Annotated in this window: 18 protein-coding genes and 1 pseudogene; 4 read left to right on the plus strand and 15 right to left on the minus strand. The window is 49.2% G+C overall.

Going from position 1 to position 22,445, the window contains the following annotated elements:
• Positions 1–5: 5 nt before the first annotated feature.
• A complete protein-coding gene (locus ACLJZ5_RS14025; protein WP_024797417.1) occupies positions 6–1,196 on the minus strand; it encodes an anaerobic sulfatase maturase in 1,191 nt (396 codons plus the stop codon).
• Positions 1,197–1,294: 98 nt separating this feature from the next.
• Entirely contained in the window at positions 1,295–2,788 is a 1,494-nt protein-coding gene (locus ACLJZ5_RS14030; protein WP_024797416.1) for a sulfatase, read from the minus strand.
• A gap of 594 nt (positions 2,789–3,382) precedes the next feature.
• Between ACLJZ5_RS14030 and ACLJZ5_RS14035 the strand changes: the two genes are divergently transcribed.
• Both ACLJZ5_RS14035 and ACLJZ5_RS14040 read left to right on the plus strand, forming a co-directional pair.
• The gene (locus ACLJZ5_RS14035) at positions 3,383–4,144 is read left to right on the plus strand and encodes an outer membrane protein OmpK (RefSeq protein WP_024797415.1); all 762 of its coding nucleotides are present in this window, start codon (positions 3,383–3,385) and stop codon (positions 4,142–4,144) included.
• A gap of 98 nt (positions 4,145–4,242) precedes the next feature.
• Entirely contained in the window at positions 4,243–5,814 is a 1,572-nt protein-coding gene (locus ACLJZ5_RS14040) for a bifunctional metallophosphatase/5'-nucleotidase (protein WP_000262864.1), read from the plus strand.
• Between the two features lie 45 nt (positions 5,815–5,859).
• Here the strand turns inward: ACLJZ5_RS14040 and ACLJZ5_RS14045 are convergent.
• Positions 5,860–6,258 (minus strand): annotated as a pseudogene (locus ACLJZ5_RS14045) (aryl-sulfate sulfotransferase); the annotation flags it as partial.
• Between the two features lie 224 nt (positions 6,259–6,482).
• Between ACLJZ5_RS14045 and ACLJZ5_RS14050 the strand changes: the two are divergent.
• Positions 6,483–6,932, plus strand: a complete 450-nt coding sequence (locus ACLJZ5_RS14050; protein ID WP_001250361.1) for a transcriptional regulator — start codon at positions 6,483–6,485, stop codon at positions 6,930–6,932.
• Between the two features lie 99 nt (positions 6,933–7,031).
• On the opposite strand, the gene ACLJZ5_RS14055 is transcribed toward ACLJZ5_RS14050, so the two are convergent.
• The 12 genes from ACLJZ5_RS14055 to ACLJZ5_RS14110 all read right to left on the minus strand — a co-directional run bounded on the left by ACLJZ5_RS14055 (position 7,032) and on the right by ACLJZ5_RS14110 (position 21,611).
• Complete coding sequence (locus ACLJZ5_RS14055; protein ID WP_000839834.1) at positions 7,032–7,319, minus strand: hypothetical protein; 288 nt, start codon at positions 7,317–7,319, stop codon at positions 7,032–7,034.
• Positions 7,320–7,357: 38 nt separating this feature from the next.
• Positions 7,358–8,203, minus strand: a complete 846-nt coding sequence (locus ACLJZ5_RS14060; RefSeq protein ID WP_000291393.1) for a DsbA family protein — start codon at positions 8,201–8,203, stop codon at positions 7,358–7,360.
• A gap of 64 nt (positions 8,204–8,267) precedes the next feature.
• Positions 8,268–8,999 carry a fimbrial chaperone BcfG gene (gene bcfG / locus ACLJZ5_RS14065; protein WP_077914019.1) on the minus strand — a complete coding sequence of 244 codons (732 nt, stop codon included), beginning with the start codon at positions 8,997–8,999 and terminating at the stop codon, positions 8,268–8,270.
• Positions 8,965–9,483: a fimbrial protein BcfF gene (locus tag ACLJZ5_RS14070; RefSeq protein ID WP_001243231.1), complete on the minus strand. Its 519-nt coding sequence runs from the start codon at positions 9,481–9,483 to the stop codon at positions 8,965–8,967. Before ACLJZ5_RS14070 ends, bcfG begins: the two co-directional genes overlap by 35 nt.
• A 15-nt stretch (positions 9,484–9,498) precedes the next feature.
• Positions 9,499–10,044 (minus strand): fimbrial protein BcfE, encoded by a 546-nt coding sequence (locus tag ACLJZ5_RS14075; protein ID WP_001082038.1) that lies wholly within the window; start codon positions 10,042–10,044, stop codon positions 9,499–9,501.
• Positions 10,045–11,052, minus strand: coding sequence for a fimbrial protein BcfD (locus tag ACLJZ5_RS14080; RefSeq protein WP_000701240.1), 1,008 nt, complete (start codon positions 11,050–11,052; stop codon positions 10,045–10,047).
• Positions 11,053–13,674 (minus strand): fimbrial usher BcfC, encoded by a 2,622-nt coding sequence (gene bcfC, locus ACLJZ5_RS14085; RefSeq protein WP_024797412.1) that lies wholly within the window; start codon positions 13,672–13,674, stop codon positions 11,053–11,055. It lies immediately after the preceding gene.
• Between the two features lie 4 nt (positions 13,675–13,678).
• On the minus strand, positions 13,679–14,365 hold the full coding sequence (gene bcfB, locus ACLJZ5_RS14090) for a fimbrial biogenesis chaperone BcfB (protein ID WP_024797411.1): 687 nt from the start codon (positions 14,363–14,365) through the stop codon (positions 13,679–13,681).
• Between the two features lie 100 nt (positions 14,366–14,465).
• Entirely contained in the window at positions 14,466–15,008 is a 543-nt protein-coding gene (locus tag ACLJZ5_RS14095) for a fimbrial protein BcfA (protein ID WP_000743357.1), read from the minus strand.
• A gap of 429 nt (positions 15,009–15,437) precedes the next feature.
• On the minus strand, positions 15,438–16,142 hold the full coding sequence (locus ACLJZ5_RS14100) for a winged helix-turn-helix transcriptional regulator (protein ID WP_024797410.1): 705 nt from the start codon (positions 16,140–16,142) through the stop codon (positions 15,438–15,440).
• A gap of 280 nt (positions 16,143–16,422) precedes the next feature.
• Positions 16,423–19,419: a hypothetical protein gene (locus ACLJZ5_RS14105; RefSeq protein WP_024797409.1), complete on the minus strand. Its 2,997-nt coding sequence runs from the start codon at positions 19,417–19,419 to the stop codon at positions 16,423–16,425.
• 92 nt (positions 19,420–19,511) lie between these two features.
• Complete coding sequence (locus tag ACLJZ5_RS14110) at positions 19,512–21,611, minus strand: glycosyl hydrolase family 18 protein (protein ID WP_024797408.1); 2,100 nt, start codon at positions 21,609–21,611, stop codon at positions 19,512–19,514.
• A gap of 380 nt (positions 21,612–21,991) precedes the next feature.
• Between ACLJZ5_RS14110 and ACLJZ5_RS14115 the strand changes: the two genes are divergently transcribed.
• Positions 21,992–22,435, plus strand: a complete 444-nt coding sequence (locus ACLJZ5_RS14115) for a transcriptional regulator (protein WP_000860681.1) — start codon at positions 21,992–21,994, stop codon at positions 22,433–22,435.
• Positions 22,436–22,445 lie beyond the last annotated feature (10 nt).

Genomic DNA, 22,445 nt, shown 5'->3' on the forward strand with positions numbered 1-22,445 from the left:
TACCTTCAAACAAATATTGACTTTATTTCTGCAGGTGAGATGCCTTTTTCATACAGGGTTCGCATGGCACTCATCGCCGTCGCGGTATGCGAGAAAAAAGCCTGATAACCTGCACACAGATAGTTATGATTGGTTGCGCCTGACACAGAGGGTAAAAAACGATGTTTCGGACAGCCGCCATAGCAGGCGAACTTCCATTGACAGCGATGGCACTCCTGCGCCATTGAACGCTGTTTATCGCTGCCGAACTGGCGATTTTGTTCGCCCTGATTCATTTGACGCAGCGTCTTCTGGTGGATATTCCCCAGTTTAAATTGCGGATATACGAAGTGATCGCAATTATAAACATCGCCGTTCATTTCCATCGCAAACGCGCTGCCGCAGGTGGGAGCAAAAACGCAAACCTGCGGCGGCAGGCCGCACCAGGCCGCCAGCGTCTGTTCAAATAGCTGGATGCCGATATCGCCGATATCCTCACGGATCCAGATATCAAATACCGCATTCAGAAACTGACCAAATTGCAGGCTATCGACCGACCACGGCGTCATCGCGATGTGTTTATCCTGCGGCTGCGCCAGCCCATTTTCCCCACAGCGTTCAACTAAAGGGATAAATTGCATATAGCGACTACCAATGCTTTTCAGGTAGCGATAGACCTGAACAGGATGATGCATATTGGTACGGTTAACTACCGTGAGGGTATTAAATTCCACGTCGTGCTGCGCCAGACAACGCACCGCATTTTCTACTTTTTCATGCGTCGGCTTTCCGGAGCGCGTCACTCGCCATTCATCGTGTAACGCGGCATCGCCATCAATAGAGACTCCAACCAGAAAGTCATGCTCCCGGAAGAAGGTCGCCCAGTCGTCGTTGATCAGGATGCCGTTAGTCTGGAAGGTATTGACGATGGTTTTGCCGCCACAATAGCGCTGCTGAAATTCAACGGCTTTACGATAAAACGGGATACCCATTAATGTGGGTTCCCCGCCCTGCCACGCAAAAATGACCTCATCAATATCCTGTGCGGCAATCTGCTGCCTGATGAAGAGTTCGAGGGTCTCTTCCGACATTTTGTAATGGTTTTTTCGATCCGGATAGAGCTTTTCTTTCTCCAGATAAAAACAGTATTTGCAGTCAAGGTTACACACCGATCCGGTTGGTTTAACCATGACCTGACAACTTTTCCCAAACATCATTACCTTCCCTGAAATAAAAGAACCTGATCCGGCACAGAGTGACCGGATCAGGTGGGCATCGCCCTAAGTGGCATACTTAATTTTTTATAATTATTCCATTAGCCCCAGGTGACAGGCGTCGGCTTATCGCCACGGGCTTTCATCAGCGAATCGTTATCAATATCCTTTTTATACTTCAGGAACTTACCGTAAAGCTGTTTCTCAATCTGCGGCTGTTTACCAATTTGATTGAGCGTCTCGAAACGATCGGTTTTCAGGTTATAGAGATATTTGGGTTTATTCTGGCGATCGATGATCATCTTCCAGTCGCCGTCGCGGATCGCCCACTCATCCGTCGGATCGTCCTGGAACGGCATATCGATACCGAAGATCAGCGGTTTCTGGCGTTTTAAGGTCTTGTCCTTCAGGAGCGGAACTAAAGACTGACCGTCGTAGGTACGATCGGTCGGGAGTTTAAAGTCCATCATGTTGGCCAGCGTCGGCAGCCAGTCAAGACCATATACCGGCGTGTCCGTTACCATCCCCTGTGGAATGTGCTTACCGTATTTGATGATTGCCGGTACGCGAATGCCGCCTTCCCACAGGTTGTCTTTACGCCCGCGCAGACCGTCAGTCTCGCCTGCGAGGTTCAGCTCGTAGACTTTACGCGCTTCACGCGTCACCGGGCCGTTATCACTGGTGAAGATGACAATGGTATTATCTTCTTCCCCCATCGCTTTAATTTTATCCAGTACTTTACCGACTTGCGCATCCATGTAGCTGATATTGGCGTAATATTCGCCGGTGCCGCGCCACGGTTTGTCTGCCCAGTCGCCGTAGAACAGATCCGGATGCTGTTTCTGGTAATCGGTCATGTACTGCGAATACATATCAAGGTATTTTTTCGGCGACGCCAGCGGGCTATGGACTTCGGTAAAGGCGACATATAAGAAGAACGGATTATCGTCTTTCTTATTATCCAGCCAGTTCACCACTTCAGAGCTCACAAACTCGCCGCTCATCTTATCTGCGCGGCCAATATGTTGGCCATTACGAATCCACCCCGTAGGATGCACCACGCCATAGCGCGGGCGCTCCTTGGCGTTGTCCAGCGTAGCATCGGTGACAAATCCCGCCGGATTAACCAACGTATAGTCAAAGCCCATGTCTTTCGCCTGCGGCTGATCGGTGCGATCGCCGCCCGCATTCAGGTGTAATTTCCCCATCATCGCCGTATCGTAGCCCTGCTGTTTTAGCAGATTGGCGATAGTCAGTTCATTACGCCCCAGCGCAACATCCTTGCCTTCCGGTATCCAGGAACGGATTCCGGTACGGAACGGCATACGACCGGTTAACAGGCCCGCGCGGGAAGGAGAACACAGAGGCGCTGGCGCATAATAGTCGGTAAACTTCACCCCCTCCTGCGCCAGTTTGTCTATGTTAGGTGTTTTAACGATGCGGTGCCCGTAGGTGGCGAGATCGCCATACCCTAAATCATCCGCCAGAATAATGACTAAGTTAGGGCGCTTTGCGGTTGCCGCTTGCGCGGTTGATAATACGCTTCCAGCGCATAGCGCCAACCCTATCATACTGGCAACGACTGTTCTTTTCATTTCAACTCCTTTGAGTTATCGCACGGTCTGATTACGATATATTTGCCGATAGACCCGGCTGCGGAATACAGCCTGAATTAATTGCACTATATATATTCGATTTGTCTTATATTTCTTCCATTAACATCGTTTTATCGTAGAAAATTATTCACACTCATTATAATATTAATACCATAAATATATTTCGTGCTAAAGAAAACACGCCTGAAGCAGTCTATAAAAAAAGAAATCGCGAACGAGTGATGCAGATCTCAAATATGGCCCATGTGTCAGAACCGCTATTGTGATGTCAATATATGTTGTTGTTTCAACGCTAACACCCTCATTTACTGGCAGTAAGTTGTCTTTGCGAGAAATTATCCCCATTCGAAGTTTCATTAATTTCATGCTATCCGGTGTGACTTTTACAACAGAGACATAAACTATAAATCAAATAGTTATCGCGTAATAAACAACATTATCTGACATGAATATTTGACGATTATATGTCGCTGATATTTTTGAGACATCTATCACCTACGTATAAAAAGACACTCCTTAGAATTCGCTTCTTTACACAACATTTCACTGTGTTTTTACCTCATGGAGTTGAGCATGAAAAATAAGAAATATATTAATAGTCTACTCGCCGCATGTGTTCTTTTCTCTTGCTTTAATGGCCAGGCAGCGGAATTGAAACGCGTATACGGTAAACTTAGCTTCGGATATGGCGACTGGAATAAAGGCTTTGTCAATGTCGATCGCGGCGAAGTGTGGAAAGCGGTAGCCGATTTCGGCGCCGTGTTTGACAGGGGCGAATTTGCATCATTTTATGAAATGAACGTGCTCAACCATCCGGTAGAAGGCCGTAACCATGTTACCCAATTTCTGGGACATTATAGGGTGGTAGAAGGCTCTAACTTTACCGCAATGATGAAACTCTATATGTCGATGGAGAATAAATTCGGTGATGAATTAAACATGATGTACGGGGTAGGTTATCTGGGTTTAACCAGCCCATCAGGCTTTATTAAGCCCTATTTCGCTGTTCATAACTTATCGAACGATTATACCTCTAAAAAGTATGGACAGGCGACAGGCTTTAACGGTTATGTTCTCGGTTGGGTCGCGGCTTATAACTTCGATATGTTTAATGAAAAGTTCGTCATTTCAAACTGGAACGAAGTTGAAATGGATCGTAATGATGCCTACGCCGAACAGCAGGGTGGGAAGACCGGCCTGAACGGCGCGGTAACGTTTACATGGAAATTTATGCCGCGATGGACCGCCTCCGTCTCTTACCGTTACTTCAATAATAAATTGGGGTATGACGGCTACGGCGACCGTATGAATTACCTGATCGGCTTCGAGTTTTAATAATTAATAAACTTGATGAATATTACTTAATTTCCCCCGTTTGTAGTCGTGGATGACACGACTACAGGCATTGTTTTTCTTTAATGTAGCGTAAATGGATGGTTTATATGAACAAAAAGTTTTCGATATCCCTACTGTCGCTGTGCATTGGTTTGTCTTCAGCCATTTCCTTTTCAGCCGATGCGCGTGACATCACAATTTATTATACAAACGATTTACATGCCCATGTGACCCCGGAAATTATCCCCTATGTATCCAAGACACGTCCGGTAGGGGGCTTTGCGCCCATCTCGAAAATTGTCAAAGATGCAAAAGCGAAAGAGAAAGATGTCTTTTTCTTTGATGCTGGCGACTATTTCACCGGACCTTTTATCAGTACGCTGACCAAAGGCGAGGCTATTATTGATATTTTAAATACCATGCCTTACGACGCCGTCTCTGTCGGTAACCATGAATTTGACCATGGCCATGAGAATCTGGTTAAACAACTCAGCAAATTGCAATTCCCGGTATTGTTGGATAATGTTTTTTACAGCGGCACAGATACGCCATTAATTAAAGAACCGTATACCATCGTGGAAAAAGATGGATTCAAGATCGGCGTCATCGGTATGCACGGCGTTTCCGCATTCTATGAAGCGATTGCCGCAGGCGTGCGTGAAGGCGTTGACTGCCGCGATCCGATTCCTTATGTGAAAAAACAGCTGGAAGAGTTAAAAGGGAAAGTTGACCTGACCGTGCTGCTCGCCCACGAAGGCGTGCCGGGTATGCAGTCCAGCGCAGGCGAGGCTGATGTCGCACGCGCTCTGAAAACCGACGTTGATATGGCGAAATCGCTGGAAGGCTATGGACTTAACGTCCTGATTACCGGCCATGCGCATAAAGGTACGCCAGAACCGATTAAAGTGGGCGATACCCTTGTCGTTTCCACGGATGCGTACACCATCGAATTAGGTAAACTGGTGCTTGACTGGAACCCGGAAACCAAAAAAGTGGACAGCTACAATGGTAAGTTGATCACCATGTATGCGGATACTTATAAGCCAGATCCGGTCACGCAGGCCAAAATTGACGAATGGGATAACAAGGTTAAGAAAATTACCGATGAGGTGGTCGCGCACTCTCCGGAAGTGCTAACCCGTTCTTACGGTGAATCCGCGCCAACCGGCAACTTAATCACCGACGCCCTGATGGCTACCGTTCCTGGCGCCGACGCCGCCTTCTATAACGCTGGCGGTATCCGTACCGAATTGCCTAAAGGTAATATCACCTATGGTGATGTGCTGAGTATGTATCCGTTCACCAACGATGTCATGAGCATGGAAATCAGCGGTAAGGACCTGAAATCCATCATGTCACACGCTGCCGATCTGAAAAACGGTATGCTGCACGTATCGAAAACCGTCCAGTTTAAATATGACAGCACCAAACCGCTGGGCCAGCGTATTGTTGAATTTGATATCAAAGGCAAACCGGTAGAAGACAATAAACTCTATACCGTCGCGCTGGATTCCTTTATCGGTAAAGGTGGTGGCGGATTTACCTTCACTAAAGGTAAAAATATCAAATATATAGGGATACAAACCGCACCGGCGTTGGTTAACTATATGAAGCAGGTTAATAATATTCAACCTGACCACACCATGCGCGTGGATGATATTAGCAAATAAGCCATAATGTTATGCGGTCGATAACCGGCCGCATAACATACTTAGTTATGCAAACAGCGGCATTTTGTATACCCGAAATGCAGAAATATCATAACGATAATTCGTGCCATTCGTCTCTTCGTTCTTGAAATAGCCCGACGTCACCATCGCTTCGAATAAGACCTCTTTCGTCTCTTTATTGATTTCTTGTAATACCAGTCGACCTAACGCCTGTTGCCCTTCATCCGGATCGACAAGATCGCTGGAACCTGGTTGCGCGGTAATGGTATGTTCAAACTCATCAACCGTCGTCGCGCCGAAGTGAATAACCAGGTGACCATTAGTCAATAAATGCTTAGCGCTCACAAAACTGCTATAGCCCCGGTTCCCGACTTCCGTTTTACCATATTCATACGGACGCGTTACGGTCATCGTGTTTAGGTTTATTTTAAACTGCACCACCCGGCCTGTGTGAAATAAAAACACATGATGCTATTTTATAAAAAACATCTGACACACTTTATAAAAAAGTAAAAAAGCATAATGTTATCCTGTTTAATCACAAATGATTCTCTTATTTCTTTGCGGTTCTCTACGCTTATCCGTACTGATGTAAGGAGTACTTTACCGCCAGTAAACACACTGACAGTGTGAAACTTACCTTATGAATATCAAAACGGAGTGAATTCATGAGACAATACACTATTAATAACGAATTTATTTATAATGAGTCGTTAAGAGAAATAATATCATTACATGATAAAAAAGTGCTAAAGGTGACGCTAATGCGTGCGCGTTGTTTAAGCTATCTTTTTGAAAATGCCTACAAGAAACTGATTACGCGGGAGATGATTTCACACGCAGTTTGGGGAGAGCGAAGTCAATTTGTTAGCGATGCTAATTTGACGCAACTTCTTTATCTGCTGCGACGAGATTTACAACAAATCGGGCTTTTCGAACTGTTCGTTACGCTCCCCAGGCAGGGGATAAAAATCGATGAAAGATTTATCATTGACGCTGCTGACATACCGCCACAAGCTATTCAACATCATACTCACCGATGTAATAAAATTATATCTATTGGTATTCCCACTCTTTTTTTATTGATCGTACTTTTCTTTTTAGCGCCATTTATCTGAAGATAAAGTCTATAGACCGTGTCCCGGGAAGGTGAGAACATTTTTCATAATATCCTCACACGACACTGACGGGACACCATCTGCGGTCTGCTACGCGGTTCAGTCATAGACAATGCGTAGCACTGTTAATTGCTTATCTTCATCCAAATAATCTCGTTTTACCGTTGCATGAGGAGACGATATCGGCGTGATAATATTCTCGACAATAATATAACGTTCAACTCCCTGTTTATTATGGCATTGAATTTCTAAGGTTCCCACGTCATTCCAGCAGCCTGCCTCAACAACCGATCCCATAAAATGAATCTGAGCGGTCGGTTTCGCTGTCCCTTCATGAACGATAAAGGAAAGTAAAATCACCGGTATGACGCAACGCATAGACTTCATTTTACTTTCACTCCTGTGCGTTCTCCTCTGAGCGAATATCACCCCTTCGCTTTCTGAATCGCCATTTGCAACATATCCTGAGTCGTGCTTCCCGGGATCACGGTCACCCGTTTTACATCACCGTTTTGCGTCTGAGGCATGACGACAAAAGCAGGCGTGCCGCTAAAGTCCATATGCTGCGCCAGTGCCTGGTTAGTGAGGAGCGCATCATGTACTGCACCGCTGCTTTGCGCTTCTTTTACGGCGGCCAGCTGCGTCGGCGTTAGATAATGTTGCGCCAGGGTATAGACATCGTGTTCCGTTAACGCGCCTTCCACCTTCCCTGTGGCATAAAGCGCATTATGCCAGTCGAGATATTTCGCCCCGCCCTGGGTAAGCCATACCTGCTCGCCGACTCTGGCCGCCAGTCCGGATACCGGCCAGCGGGAGGAAAAAATAGGAAACTCTTTGAAAATAAACCGGGTATCCGGGTTCGCCTTAATCAGGTTTTCGACCACAGGCGCCATTTTGCTGCACCACGAGCACTGGTAATCAAAGAACATCACCACCGCCGCTTTTGCCTCGTTGGGCCCAACGGAAGGACTGCTGCTACTGAGCAACTCAGCACGATACTGTAATGCCAGTTGAACATACGCCTGTTGTTGCGCAATCTGCTGACGCTGATGCAACGTCTCGCTGGCGGCGACCAAAAATTCCGGATGTTCGGCCAAATACGTTGCCACCACCTCTCCCACTTTATCCGGATGACTGACGATGTAGGCTTCCGCCGTCGGGCCAATTTGCGACGTCGGGGCAGAATCGGCGGCGATTGCCGAGGCGGATACGGCAACGCCTGCCAACGTCAACATCGCCAGTCGGGAAAGTTTTAACGCGTGATAATACATAATAAAAGTCTCGTTCGATAAGATCGGAAAGCCTCCCGCTATCGGGAGACGCCTGAAAAATAGGTTAATGAATACGCGTCAGATCCACGGTTTGCGCTGGCATTACCCGCCCATAGTCATTAATACTTTGCCAGCGCACAGTGCAGCGAACCGTGTGCCGGCACCAGTCCGTTTGACGCGTTGCAAAGGGAGCCACGACCCCGGCGTTGTCCTGGGCGCGCTCATTAGCGCGTAATAAAAAGAGCGTAACGTAATAGGGTGTCGGATTGCGTACCGTCGCGCCATCGGGGGTAAGCGACCAGATCAGATGCCGGTAGGCCTGCTGCGGATTGCCGGCGAGTCCCTCAGGGCGATAGAGCAATTTTAAAGCCGAACGAAACGCCATTTGTACACGGTTCGCTTCCGGTTTACCGGAGGGAATAGCGGCGATACTCAAGGTAAACAGACTTTCCCTGTCGGCGGGTAGCGGTCCGCCGGTATAAACCACCCGCATTGAGTTTTCCTGGCGCGCTGAAAGCATAAATAATGGCGGCGTGACCACGAAGGGCGTGATATTCCCTTCGTTTTTGGTTCCAGGCCAGCAGCCACCAGGTAAAATATGCGTATCAATTAACCAGGACGCTTCTGAATGGTTACTTACCGGTACGCTTAATGCCGGGGCGCCCGCATGATAGATAAAGCGAGTACCGCCAATTACCACGCCAGCCTGCGCCCATGATATGGGAAGCAAGCACCAATATATCGCGCAGCGTAAAAAGAGCTTATTCATAGGCAAGAATGAAGGTTGCGGAGGCATTGGCGTCCCCGGGCGTTACCGTGCCGCCATCGGCAAGATAACGCGCATAAAATTGCAGATGCGCCGACGCCTGACCCGGACTGAGCGTCACCACATCACTCTCCTGCCCCAGTGGGATTAAGGTTTTATTTTGATCATAAAGCGCAATCCCAATGCCTGAAGCGTCGCTTTCCCCTGCGGTAAGCGCCAATAAATCCGTATTAAGACTGTCCGCCGCACCGCTAAAACTGACCGTTACGCCGCTGGCAGTGCTGCCGCAGTTCTGTAAATCGATAGCAAAAGGTTGCCATGCGGAACCGTCGCCTGCGCGATAAAACTGCCGTTGAGAAACCGCGCCCATCGCCACGTTAATATTTTCCGAGCCTGGAGAGAGCGAACACGTATTGTCCGTGATGGTTCCGGAGACATAGACCCGGCCATCGTGCGCCTGGACGCCGGATGCCGCCAGCAGCATCCCGATGCCGTACAGGATATCGTTACGCATAATTACGATGGCTCCTCATTCATACTGCATATCGAAATACATGACCGCCGTCGCGTTCCCGGACGTGACCGTCGGCCGGGTCGATTTATAGCGAATATAAAAAGACAGCGTGTTGCGTCCGGCTTTCAACGGATAGACCACCGAGTCGGCATTATTGATACTGATGGTATCCTGATCATCATTCAGAATTTCCACCCCAACCCCGCTTGCTAACATGTTTCCGCTTCCCATTCCGGTGTCGGTTATCGCCAGTAGCGCGGGATTGTCCGGATCGGGTTCGCCGGTAAACCAGATCTTCGCCCCGGCAATTCCTCGGGAACAATTTTTGAGGTTGATATTAAAGGGCTTAAATTTTGTCGTTGTTCCCGTCGAAGGAAAATCGCCAACCGCAAACTGGCCTAAATCAATACTTTGACTGAGGCTGGAAATATCTATGTCGCAAGTTTGCGCCACAATAGTGCCGGTAAATTCGAGGTTATAAGCGAGGTCGTCAGCGCTGGCATTGATTTGTGGACACAACATTAGTCCCATGGCAAAAAGAGCGCAGTGTGATCTGTTCATTTAGTCAAAGTCCACTCGCAGGCTGGCCAGTGCGGTAAATGCCCCTTCCGCAGGCGTTTCGCCTGTTGTACTTACCGGGTAGGCCTGCAATGTGATGTTAGCGCGTCCGGCGCTATCGGTGATAAAAGGCGCGACGCTCTGTACATCATTGGGGATAAGCGCGTTTCCTTCATCGGTTTCGACCACTACGCCGACATCGGCATTATCCGAAGCGATAGCCTGGGGAACGTGGCTATCCGGCGTAGCGATAAGACGCATCGTTAAATTGACCTGCGAATCCAGGCCGCTGCACTTTACCGGTACGCTAAATTTTTTCGCCCGTACCCCCTCCGGCTTTTGGCCTGCATGGTTGAAATTGCCGCTGTATAATGCGCCGAAATTCACCAGAATCGTTTGTCCGGCGTTGATTTCGCAGCTTTGCGGTACGGTCACCGTTCCACTATAAAGAATGCTGTACACGACATCTGTCAGCGGATCGCCTGCGGCGGTCATGACATAAACATTGAACATAGTCTTAGGACTAATATTCACCGTGCCGACGAACGGTTTAACAATTTTGAGCTGAAACTCCAGATTTGAGTCACGAACGTAAAACGGTTGACCCGCTTTCACATTTTCATCATATCCCATCAGGACATTGTTCATTGGCGGATAGATATCGCCCGCCGAAGAATCCTCAATTCGCATTCCGCCTTCAAGGTAGTCCGGGTCCAGCTTTAAATATTTCCAGTTACCGCTCGTTTCTACGACCGGATATGGCGACACATAGGAGCGATAAGTCTGGCTATAGGTCGCCGCGCCGGCGGGACACACCGCCTGTACATTAACTTCCTGGCTTTTTTCCAGTTGAACCGTCTTTCCCACCTGGTTTTGTTCTGCCGTCAGAGTGGTCGTTAAATCGTAATTAATACTGGAAGGTACACCGTTAACGTTTTTACACACGTCTGCGAAGGCGTACTGCGATACGACACTTCCCGCCAGCAGAGCAAATAAAAGAGGTATTTTCATTTAATGACACTCCGCATGTTGTCGACTCAGAATCTGACGGGAGGAAGAGAGATGATAGGACGCGACGCACTGTTGATCCGGCAGGTTCCCCCAGCGAACGTGCAGAACGCCTTGCGCTGACAACCCGGAAAGATAGACTTCCCCGGCCTCGTCAACAATCGCCTCCGCATGGCGATCATTCACCGTCACCGTTGCGCCAAAGGGTACAGGCTTACCGTTATGATTCAGCGTTACCAGGGCACGCGCGCCAACCCGCGCTTTAAAGCTGGCCAGAACCAGCGCGCCTTCGGTCGGCACAACGCGAGTCACCGCGTCATCAATATCGACATCATCCGCCATGGCGTTAACGTCCAGCGCCATACGGTTTTGGCGATATGTCGTCGCATACGGCACCACCGCATAGCCACGCGCGTCCGTATGAATACCCGGCTGGTCGACAACGCCGACGTTGGCTGCGCCCGGCGCGGCAATCAAAATATTGGTATTGCCTAACGGCTGGCTTAGCGTCACTCCATGCGCGTGCGCCACCAGGCCGCCGCTCAGGCCATAATTCACCTGCTGGTAATCGCCGTTATCGCTAACGTTATAGCCAATGTTGGCGTTACCTTTCGCCCCATCGTATTCCAGGCTGGCGGCACCGCTTTCGCCAATACCGTGATTCTGATAGCCTTGCTGTATGTTGTAACTAAGATTGTTTTCGTCCAGCAGTGTGCCGCTAAGGCCCGCATTCTGCGTAACGTTATGCTCTTTGTCCGTACTGGTGCTAAAGGTAGCGTAAACATTGTGATGGCGCGTGACCTCATCATCGTGTTGCAGCCATTGACTTAGCGGCACCGAGATATTCAGCGCGAAAATTTGATCGCGCTCCGCATCGCCTGCGGATTTGTTATTGTTGTAAGAAACGCTCCATGCAATCCCCGCCAGCGTATCGCTGTATCCCACCTGCAACAAAGAATCCTTTTCATCAGTGTGCCAGTAACTTTGCTGACTGCCGGTAATAAAAAGCGATCCCAACCCGCCTAGCTGTTGATTGATATCGAGTTGTACTTTCCCCCTCCTGGTATAATAAAGATTGTAATAATCCGCCCATTCCGGCCTGCTTTTATCGCTGTCAGTCCGACTGTCATCGTCATAGCCGCTCATCCGTTTCCACGTGGTATCATCCAACGTGTAAAAGCCCGAGGTTGAATAGCGATAGCCCATAAGCTGTAAATTGGTTCCTGACTGTGCAAGCGATTTGGCATACAGGAAACGCAGCGATTGCCCCTGGTAGGTGTTATTATCCGCCAGCGTACTGGTAGCCTGGGTGACATCCAGCGACACCGCGCCCCAGTCGCCCAGATTTGCGCCGCTGCCGATCGCCAGCGCGTGATAATGACTGGAAAGTTGTGTTCCGCCATACAGCGTAAAACCATGCGGTAACCCCCATATCAAGGTCGCCTGACTGAATTTCACCTTCTCTTTTTGACTACTATCGCTGCGATACTCCGCCACCGTCGCCGCATACTTCAGCCGCCCTTCTCGTTGTAGAATCGGCACGGCGGAATAGGGCACGTTATAGCGATTAATAGAACCGTCGGACTCTTTGACTTCCACAGTCAAATCGCCGCTGGCGGCGGTGGGATAGAGATCATTAATAGTAAATGCCCCGGGCGGCACATAGCGCTGATTGATGATGTAGCCGTTTTGCCGAATGGTCACTTGCGCGTTGCTTCTGGCAATGCCGTGAATGGTCGGCGCGAAGCCCTTCATGCTGTCTGGCAACATATTGTCGTCAGACGCCAGTTGTAGCCCGCGAAAAGGAAGGCTGTCGAATAATGCGGAGGGGGTATAACTATCGCCTGCCGTCAGTTCTCCCTGCAAAAAGACCACATCACGTTCCAGATAAGTACTGATGTGCTGCCAGTCGCTGTCGCTATTCTGATCGCCGCTATTCGCGTTCCATGTGGAGTAGTCGCGTAACCGCCAGGCCCCCAGATTTAGGCCGCTATTCAATCCAAGAAAATAGCTGTTCTCCGCACTGCCGCCTGGGCTCCGATCCTGACTATTCGCGCCGGTAAAGGTGTAATTCAATAGCAACGCGTTAATACCTTCATCCCAGTATTGCGGTGGGATATAGCCTCTGGCGCTGGCAACCATCGCCGCCTGCGGGATGCTAATATCGAGACGTTGCTGCGCAAAATCAAAGCGGGTCCGGGCGGCCGGTATCGCACTGGCGAGATCCGGGCAACTTCCCGCCGCCGCCTTCGCCAACAGTGGAAACGCCCCGGTGTTTACCCCCATATTTTTAAGCATTTCAGGCGTCAGGCAGGCGCGTAATCCGCTGTCATCGGTGGGCGCGCTTTTTCCCGTCGTTTTCACCGCCTGGAAGGCTATGTCTCTGGTCGCGAGAAACGTATTGTTCAGGTAAACGTCAACGCGATACATTCCCGCCGCCTGGGCATTACGGGAAAAGGTCGATAAGTCGGCCACCGTAGACGGGTCGTCAGACAGAAACGCCGGGTTGAAATAGTTTTCCGCCCACCCCGGCGCAGGTGCCAATGCGATAGCCAACGCCAGCGGGGTTAATACGGGTTTAGTTACGCTGGAGTAATATCGCGTCATGAAAAGCTGATTACGCATAACATCATGAAGCTGGACAAACGCGTGCTGGCGTCGTTGCGCCAAAATCGTTTACCGTGCGCAAAGATACCTGGCCGGGCGTCGCCGGGAGAGTGATCGCGCCTTTCGGCGGTACCATAGTATTCGGCAGTTTTTTCCCCGCGCTGTACAGTTCAACCATCGAAACGTAGTACGGCGAAGGGTTAGTAATCGTTAGCTGGCCGCGCTCGTTACGGCAGCGAAGCGTCGACGGGGCATGAGCTGGCGCCTCCGCCAGATTTTTCGGGCGAATAAATAGCTTAATCACGCTTTGCGTCGCAATTTGCAGGGAGTTGCCGGTCAATTTATTTTTATCGACAGAGGGTATCGCTTTACTGTTTAAATAAAATACGCTTTCGCGATCGGTCGGTAATGACGGCCCGACATACATAATACGTAATATATTTTCTTTTTGAGGCTGGATCACAAAGAGAGGCGGCGTGATGATAAAATCCGTCGAGCGTGAACCATCGGCATTGGCGACCCATGACTGAATTAAAAAAACATTGCTGGCAGAAGAATTAATAATCGGCAAGGAGGTTTGCTTACTTCCCTGCGGATAAATCACCCTGGTCGCGCCCAGCGCAATGCCTCCCGCCTGCGCGGCAAACGACAGGCCGGCCGCCGACAGCAGTAGCAATAATCGAAGGAAAATCGGTACGTTTTTTTTCATCTGCGTAATATCCTGATGCCGTCGGTTTGTTACGCGCAGTGACGCGCGTAACGCCCCTTTCTCGCCTCCCAACAGACGAGAAAAAAATCCCGATAAGGAATCAGGAATAAACCATGCTAAATGTCGCCGTCGCGGTAACATTACCGGCAGTCGCCGTACCGGTAGCGATATAATCCACGCTAAGCGGAATAACGTTTTCGCCATCGTTCAAGGTAACAGTACTGGACGATTCACCGATATTCAGCGCCTGGCCATCTGGTCCATAAAGTTGTAATGCCACATTCGTCGCCGAACCTGCCCCAGCGGTATTCGCCAGTGAACCCGGCTGGTTTGCGTCCTGCTGGCCATTAAAAATCACCGCCGCATTCTGGCTGGTCTGAGTATCGCAGTCTTCCAGTTTAATGGTGAAATCTTCTTTTTGATTCGCCACCATACCGGCCTCGGTTAATTTACTGGCGCGGACCTGGCCTAATGTCACGGTCTGATCGACAGAGTCAGCGGAAACAGAACAGGCGGCGTCAACGACCTGTCCGACAAAATTTACCGTACCGCCAGTGACGGTTGTAGTATCCGCTTGCGCGGTGGACAACATTCCGCCAAAGGCAATTGCAGAGACCATTAATGCTAGTACAGGCTTTTTCATTCAAGCTCCTTTTAAATATAAAAATGAGGGTAATCAGATTTTTTAACGAAACGGCTGCTGATATTTCTTCACAGCAATATCACGACTTTTTCTTATGCGAAAAAAAGCGTCTTCTTGTTCTGATATAAATGTCAGAAGCAATAAAACAGCCACTCAACGTCGTGAGTTAATCTTTACGTTATAATGAGATAACGATGTTATTAATTATTAGCAAGCCAACGGCAAGTTGCAATCATCGACATTTGGTTTTAAAGGACTAGATGTAACACGTTGTTTTATATTGACTTTACACCAGCCGTTCGGCCCATCTCCTTTAGCCATATTGACTTTTTAAAAATAGCCTTCATAACAACCTTCAGTAAAACATTCTATTAACGATAACAGGCAAATTCAGTCGAGATATGTAAATATATCGTTGCATATAGTACATTAATACGCCACTGGCAGTTTTCCGAGCGCCGTCAGCCGCCCATTATCAATATGGATATACCCGCCTTTTTTTAGTTCAGACAGAATCTTCATGGTCCGACTGCGCGATATCCCGGTACGTCGTTGAATAAAATTCAACACGATAATGCTTTCCCGGTAGGCCTGTGGATAAGCCCAGATTTCAGTCAGCAGCGCCCGAACTTTCAGATAAGAATCGACGCCGACTAATTCACGATCGCGCGCGCTCATCACCATCAGACGGTAAGCCAGACAACGGGCCACGTCGTGCCACAAATCGCATTCATCGGCGATTTTTATAAAATCCGTCAGGCGAACAAATCTACCGGTACAAACCGTTTCTGCGAGCAAAAAGTGCTCCGGTCGCGCGGGGACGTTATAGGTAGCGCCATAGCTGTCAACCATACCCACGACCGATGGCGCAAACGATGAAGATATATGGAGTCGGTTGTCATCACGACAGAAAGAAACAACGCCTGACTCCAGTAATACAATGTAGTGTTCATCATTTGCCTGTAAATAAAACTCATCGCCGATACCCAGCGTAAACGGTTGACCAAATGGCAACAAGGCCGAAAATAAGGCATCAATCGCCGCGTGAGGTTTAGCCTGCTGAGAAAAAAGAAAAGAGTGTAATGAATTCTCATTATTATCTTTAGCAAAAGCATCGTTCATCATTTTTTTCATTAACGGTTGTCTACTCAATGTAGCGTCACAGTATAACCTCTCAAAAAGTACTTAAATTAATAATAAATAACATCGCTATGCAGTATTTCTGTATTCACAACGCACTAATACGCAATATTTTTAAGATTAAGACAATTCTTAATACAAAATGATTACAGAAAATTAATAACGAATTACGCATAAAGAATGAGAGGTCAGGGGGCGCAGGAAAAGAGATTCGAAAGAACGCACCTTCGAATCTCAAACTAATAGTCCAGATTAATGCAAATAAGCAGTGATATTATCTGAAATAGCGTGGATCAGCATAATACTCTACCATTTTATCCGCCAGCCAGCCGCCGTCTTCACCGTTAGAATGGATTGTCGTAATACTGATAGTAGAACCACCGCCCCATAAGATCGAAAAGACGTTAAAGTCCGGTAGGTTCAGCGCCTGCATCTGGCTCCAGTCATACCCTTTATCTTTACGTAAAAAGTCGCCGACGGTCGGGACGCCGTAAGTCGCGCTATTTAAGGCCGTATTGAGTAGCTGCAAAGAGAGCGTGTCAGGATCGCTGCCAATGCGGGCGTCACCCATAAAAAAGGTTCCGCCAGATGCAAAGTGCGCAGCGCTGATTTTACTGACACCCTCTTCTACTGTAGGCATATGGCCGCCTGGGATTTGCCACAGCATGGCGGGCGTCAGCAGCGCTTTCGTCACCTGTTTGACCATCGCCAGGTAATTAAGCCAGCATGTCGCATTCCAGCCATAGTGGGCAAGCGCATCAGGACTGAAACAGTCACGCTCAAATTTATCAAACGCAATAAAGTCCGGCGCATATTCTCCGCTATAAACGCCCAGTTCATGAATAAATTCGGCGATCGCCTGCCCTTCAGCTACCGGATCAGCGGTATCGCGCAGCACCCAGTCCGCCGTTCCTGTCGCCCAGACATTCGTCTGCCAGCCAAAAGCCACATCCGGGGCAAACTGACGAACAAGATAGTTCACCGCCTGAATATAGCCGTAGAGATCGTCGCTAAACGTCGGCAACGAAGGCGCGATAAAGCCAGCCATCGCCGGTAATGCTTGTATCGCCGCCGCCAGTTGGGCATTCACCGGCACACTGTTTTTTTGCCGTACTACGGTATAGCCATACGGTCCTTGCTGTAGCGCCCCCAGAAAATCCGGGTTAAGCACAAAGGTAGCCGGGACAGGATGCGTCTCATCTTTGTATGACTGCGCCGCCAGACACTGGGTAATAAAGTTACCAAAATGGTTACGTAGCTTTTGCGCATCCTGTAAATCCACCAGCGCGCTACCGCCGCTGGCATTCGCGGTATAAATGACCATTACCGGCATGACGCTACGCCCGGCTTCTTTTTCTATCTGGCGCACCAGCGCAACGGTTTTATGGATCGGTAACGTCGCGTAATCCAGAAAACCATCCCCGTTCACGTCAACCTCCGCGGCCGGAACCGGATCGCCGCCGCCGTCAAAACCATCGTATTTAAACAACGCGCTAAACGGTATATCGCGATAAAGAGAAACCGTCTCTGGCGCGTTAACCGTCACGCCGCCATGAGCAAGGTAATCAGGCCAACCTTTTACCTGTAGCGTCACGCCGGGCAGAAACTCCAGCGCCACATGGTTGACCTTTTGCAACAACCGTAGCGACCCGGCCTGTTCACAACGCCACGGCACGCTGTCGATGAAAATATCGTCCGTCTGAACATCATACAGCCCGGGCGCAAAGCGTAATGCCAACGTCTGCCGATCGCTACCGCTCTCCAGCATTAATGAGTATTGATATTTACCGCTACTGAACAGATAACGCTGCGGCGCGACGCCATCAGGCAGGCCCAGTAGAGTGGCATCCACCGTCACGAAACTCGCCGTGTCGATCGCTGCCTGCTGGTAAGCGACAGCAACCTCGGCAACCTGAGCCGCGGCAGGGATAAAACCCGTAAGCTGTATGGGTGCCGATATAAAGCGGTTATTAATCATCGCAGGCTGCAGATTGACCGTATAATGATGCCCCGCCAGTAGCCGGGTGATTAACTGCGGTTGGTTGGCGATAAGCGTGACGGTACGCTCATCCGCTTGCGTAGCATCGGCGATCTCAACGGTCAATTTCGCATTACCAAGCGCAGGGGCGTCAATCATCAGACGCGCGCTGGCATAACGGACAATCGGCAGACAGGATACCTGGACCTGCGCGGCGGCATCGCCGGATTGCAGCGTAACGGTAAAAGAGGACTCGACTGGCGCGATTTGCATCTCATCATTCGCCAGTGCCGGTACGGTAAGCCGATACGTTCCTGCGCTAAGATCGCTTATTGTCAGAACCTCTCCCCACTCACCGACAAAGCGCCGGGTTTCGCCGGCAGGAAACAGCAGCTCAATCGCCGGTTTGAGCGCCACGGTCTGCGTCATGGCAGGAAAATGAACGCAAATTTTTCCCTGACGGGCAGGGTCATGGGCCAACGTCGCGCTCAAATCGCTGATGGCAACTGGCATCTGCGTGGCGGCCAGATAGCACTGTAATTCGACGGTATCCCCCGCCGCCAGCATCAGCGCGCCGTCATGATTAATGGTGATGGTATTCTTCTCGATGGGCCATCCCCCATCGCTGGCCAGCGTCACGGCCTGATTCCCCAGCATTGTTCCCTGAAACGGACTGTAGGGATCGGGGTGCGCGCTGGCCGTAAAATTCAGTTGAAGCTGATTGAGATCTACCGCCTGAGCGTAGAGGTTGGTCAGCGTAAAGGTGACGCGTTGATACCAACTCGCGGTATTCAACTCGCTAACGTTAAGCGTAAGGCCGCGTTCCTGAAGGTCATTGTCCTTTTCCGGCACATCGGGTTCGGCGGGTTGTTCGTCTGCGGCGGGTATCGCTGGCGTCTCCTGATCGGATGGGGTTTCAGACTCTGCGTCTTCGGATGACGATGACGCCAGCGTCAAGGTGATGGCGGACATTTTTACCGGCACCTGCGTCGCCGCGAGGTTGAAAGAGAGCGTCCCGCGTTCGCCCGGCTGAAGAAGTAATGCATCGCTGTTATTAATGATGATGTTGTTAGTTTCCAGCGTGCCATACGAACTCTCATTCAGCGTAAGCGGCAGGTTCCCTTTGAGCGTACCGCCGCTATTTCCCCATGGATCGATGTGCCCGGAAGCCGTGAATGATATTGCGGCATGGTTCATATCGACCGGATTACCGCTCTCATTGATAAAGGTTAAGGTGATTTTTTGATACCAGCTGTTGACGTCAAATGCGCTGGCGTGAATGGAAATGGTCATGGTCTGCTCTTCCTCTGTCCCTGGTGGAGAAAAGCCCCGGTAAACCGGGGCTTGAATCATGAAGCCCAATACATCGTGCTTAATGCCGTGTATTAGTAAGCGCCAAGATCGGTCCATGCACCGCCGATACCGCAGTTCAGGTCAGGCTGGTCGCCCATAGACCACCATTTCACCTGATAGTTATGGCCTTTCCAGCTAACGATTTCGAAAGAACCCCAGTTTGCGCCATAAACGGTAGAAGCATCCCACTGCGCGTAAGGTGACGTTTTGTCATCTGCTGGCGTATCATCCTCAGCCGGCGTGGTATCTTCTTCCTCGTCCGGTACAGGAACGATAATCTCTTCTTCCTCTTCCGGTTCCGGTTGAACCTGAGATAGCGCAGGTACAGCCGTTAGAACAAAGCGCTGTTGAGAGGACGGTTCGTTGTAGCAGTCGCGTACAAACAGGGTGAACTGAAAGGCTGTTTTTTCGCTAACTTCCGGTACCACAACCTCAATGATTTCTGCCGTTTTGTCTGCCACAGCGATTTGAGAAGGCACGCCCCAGCTAAAGGACAACTCATCACTATCTTCATCAGAAGAACCTGCGCCAGACAGCTGTACCGTAGATCCGCCTACGACCATCAGTTCAATCGCCGCTTTCGGCGCGTGGTTGACTTTCTGCGCGTCGTCGCTATCGCTCTGTTCTTCACCATTTTCTACATTGATACCTTCGAAGTAGAACGGTTCCATATCGATAACTTCAGATTCGATTTCATAACCCAGACCTTCACGCACGGCGTTAACCAGCACGCCGTTGTCCTGATCGATAGTCCAGGTAAACACGCCGCCCAGGCCCAGTTTCGCTGCATATTCGCCTTTTGCTTTGACAGTACGCGGCGTATCCAGGGATAAAAACAGTTTGGATTCCGGGCTATACAGGTAGTCAGCGTCAGCGACCTGGTCGGTGTAAACGTTGAAACCGTTACGACCTTTCTGGTTTTCCAGATCCAGGTAGCTATAAATGACGTCATACCATTCGCTGGTGCCGGATTCGAAAGAACCTGTAGTGTCACCTGTTCCCGGGTTATAAGAACCTTTCAGCGGCGACAGGGATTCAATTTCTGCCTGACGAGCGTTACGGGTATAGCCGGCATAACCGATGTTGATACGATCAGCGGAGAAACCTTCCGCCAGCAGGTGATCAACGATGGTTTCGACAGCCCAGCCGCCCTCTTCCAGCGCTTTGCGGTTGGTATGGTGGCCAAGAGTTTCCGCCCATGGCGTACCGAAGAAATCATAGGTCATCAGGTTGATGCCATACAGGCCAGCAGCCAGCAGATCTTTTACTTTAGCGTGATCAAAAATCGTGGTCACCGCGGAAGCCGCGATAGAGATCTTCACATTGCTCAGACCAGCAGAATCCAGCTGTTTGCGCAGTTCGGCAATCAGCAGCGCGTAGTTAGCGCCATCTTCCGGACCAAACGGGTTGCCCGCCCCTTCATCGTTCGGATATTCCCAGTCAATATCCACTTCGCTGAACATCGGGAACTGTTTGAACAGTTTCACCACGCCTTTGGCGAAGATTTTACGAGAAGAGTCAGAAGCGGCGGTTTCGTGGAACCCGTTACTCATGCTCCAGCCGCCGATACTCATGGAGAGCGCCAGCGTGTGACCTGCGGCTTTCGCTTTTGCCTGCATATCACGCAGCGCGCCCAGCATACCTTTGGCGTTAGCCTGGGTCACGGTTTTCGGATCAACATCCCAGCCGCTGGTTTCAAAACCCAGGTTGATATAAGACTGGAAATCGCCCCACGGATCGAGGAAGGTCGGCTCATATTTCACTTTGCCGCACTGTGCTGCCGCTTCTGCTACGACGTCGCGGTTTTCTTTATCAATTTTTCTGAAACCGGTGATGCCAACAAAGCCGAAAATCAGTTTGTCATAAGCCGTCGGTGAAACGTTGGTTAAATCATAACCACGGCCCGGTTGGGACATATTGCCTTGCAGACGGCTGTCATACTGTGACCAGTCGGTGTAATAACCGAATACCTTCGGTTTAGTCGTGGAGTTTTTATATTTATTGTATACCGGTTTCGCAACACGAGCGGAAGTATAGCTTATTTTATCATCGCTTGTTGCAGGGTCAAAACCATTCGCTGCATGAGTAGTTTCAGTAATTGTATCGCCTTGAATCAGTTTGCTTGTAGCCATTTTAAAATTTCCTTTTACGTTTCAAAATTTTCGCAGCTCGTTCTGCGGGGTCCATAATCGTTACAGGCATAAAAAATAGCTAATCACAAAACATCATCTTTTTAGATGATATAAAAATCATAAAAATGAGGTTAACAACACCGTCTACCGAAGAGAAAACAACACCTCTCAGCGCCCGCTTAGTCCATTCTGGTGAGAACATAGTAAATATCATTTATCATGTAATTAAATATCATTTAATTACAATGAAATAATGTGATTACACTCGCTATAGACAATGACAATACAATAAAACCAGTGACATTTATTGGATTAAGACATTTCTCATACAATATAGTCACCACAGACAACCAGGATGTACATTTCTAAAGGAAGACGTTATGAAAACTTATATCATTAATAGCAACTGCATTTACAATGAAGGTAAATATGAACTGAGGACGGTCTCAAATTCACAGGTTATTAAAATGACTGCGATGAGAGCCAAATGTCTCAGTTTCATCATCGAGAATGCTCATCTGGAGATTATCGAGCGACAAAAAATAACCACCGCGTTATGGGGAAGTCGAAGCCACTATGTTAATGATGCAAATCTAACGCAGATTCTCTATTTAATCAGACGTGACCTTAAAGCGCTTGGTATTAACGATCTTTTTATTACCATTCCAAGACAAGGTCTCAAAGTTAATAGTGATATCGCCATTATCGCGACGGATAGCGAAACAAAGGGAAGAAAAAAACAGATTGTACGGCAAACCATCGCTGCCCTGACGACCGTATTTTCAGTAACGTTAGGTTCTCTCATGTATCTGCATATTCACTAAGCGAAGGAAA

The organism is Salmonella sp. 5800 (genome assembly GCF_046558195.1).
Lineage (GTDB): Bacteria > Pseudomonadota > Gammaproteobacteria > Enterobacterales > Enterobacteriaceae > Salmonella > Salmonella enterica.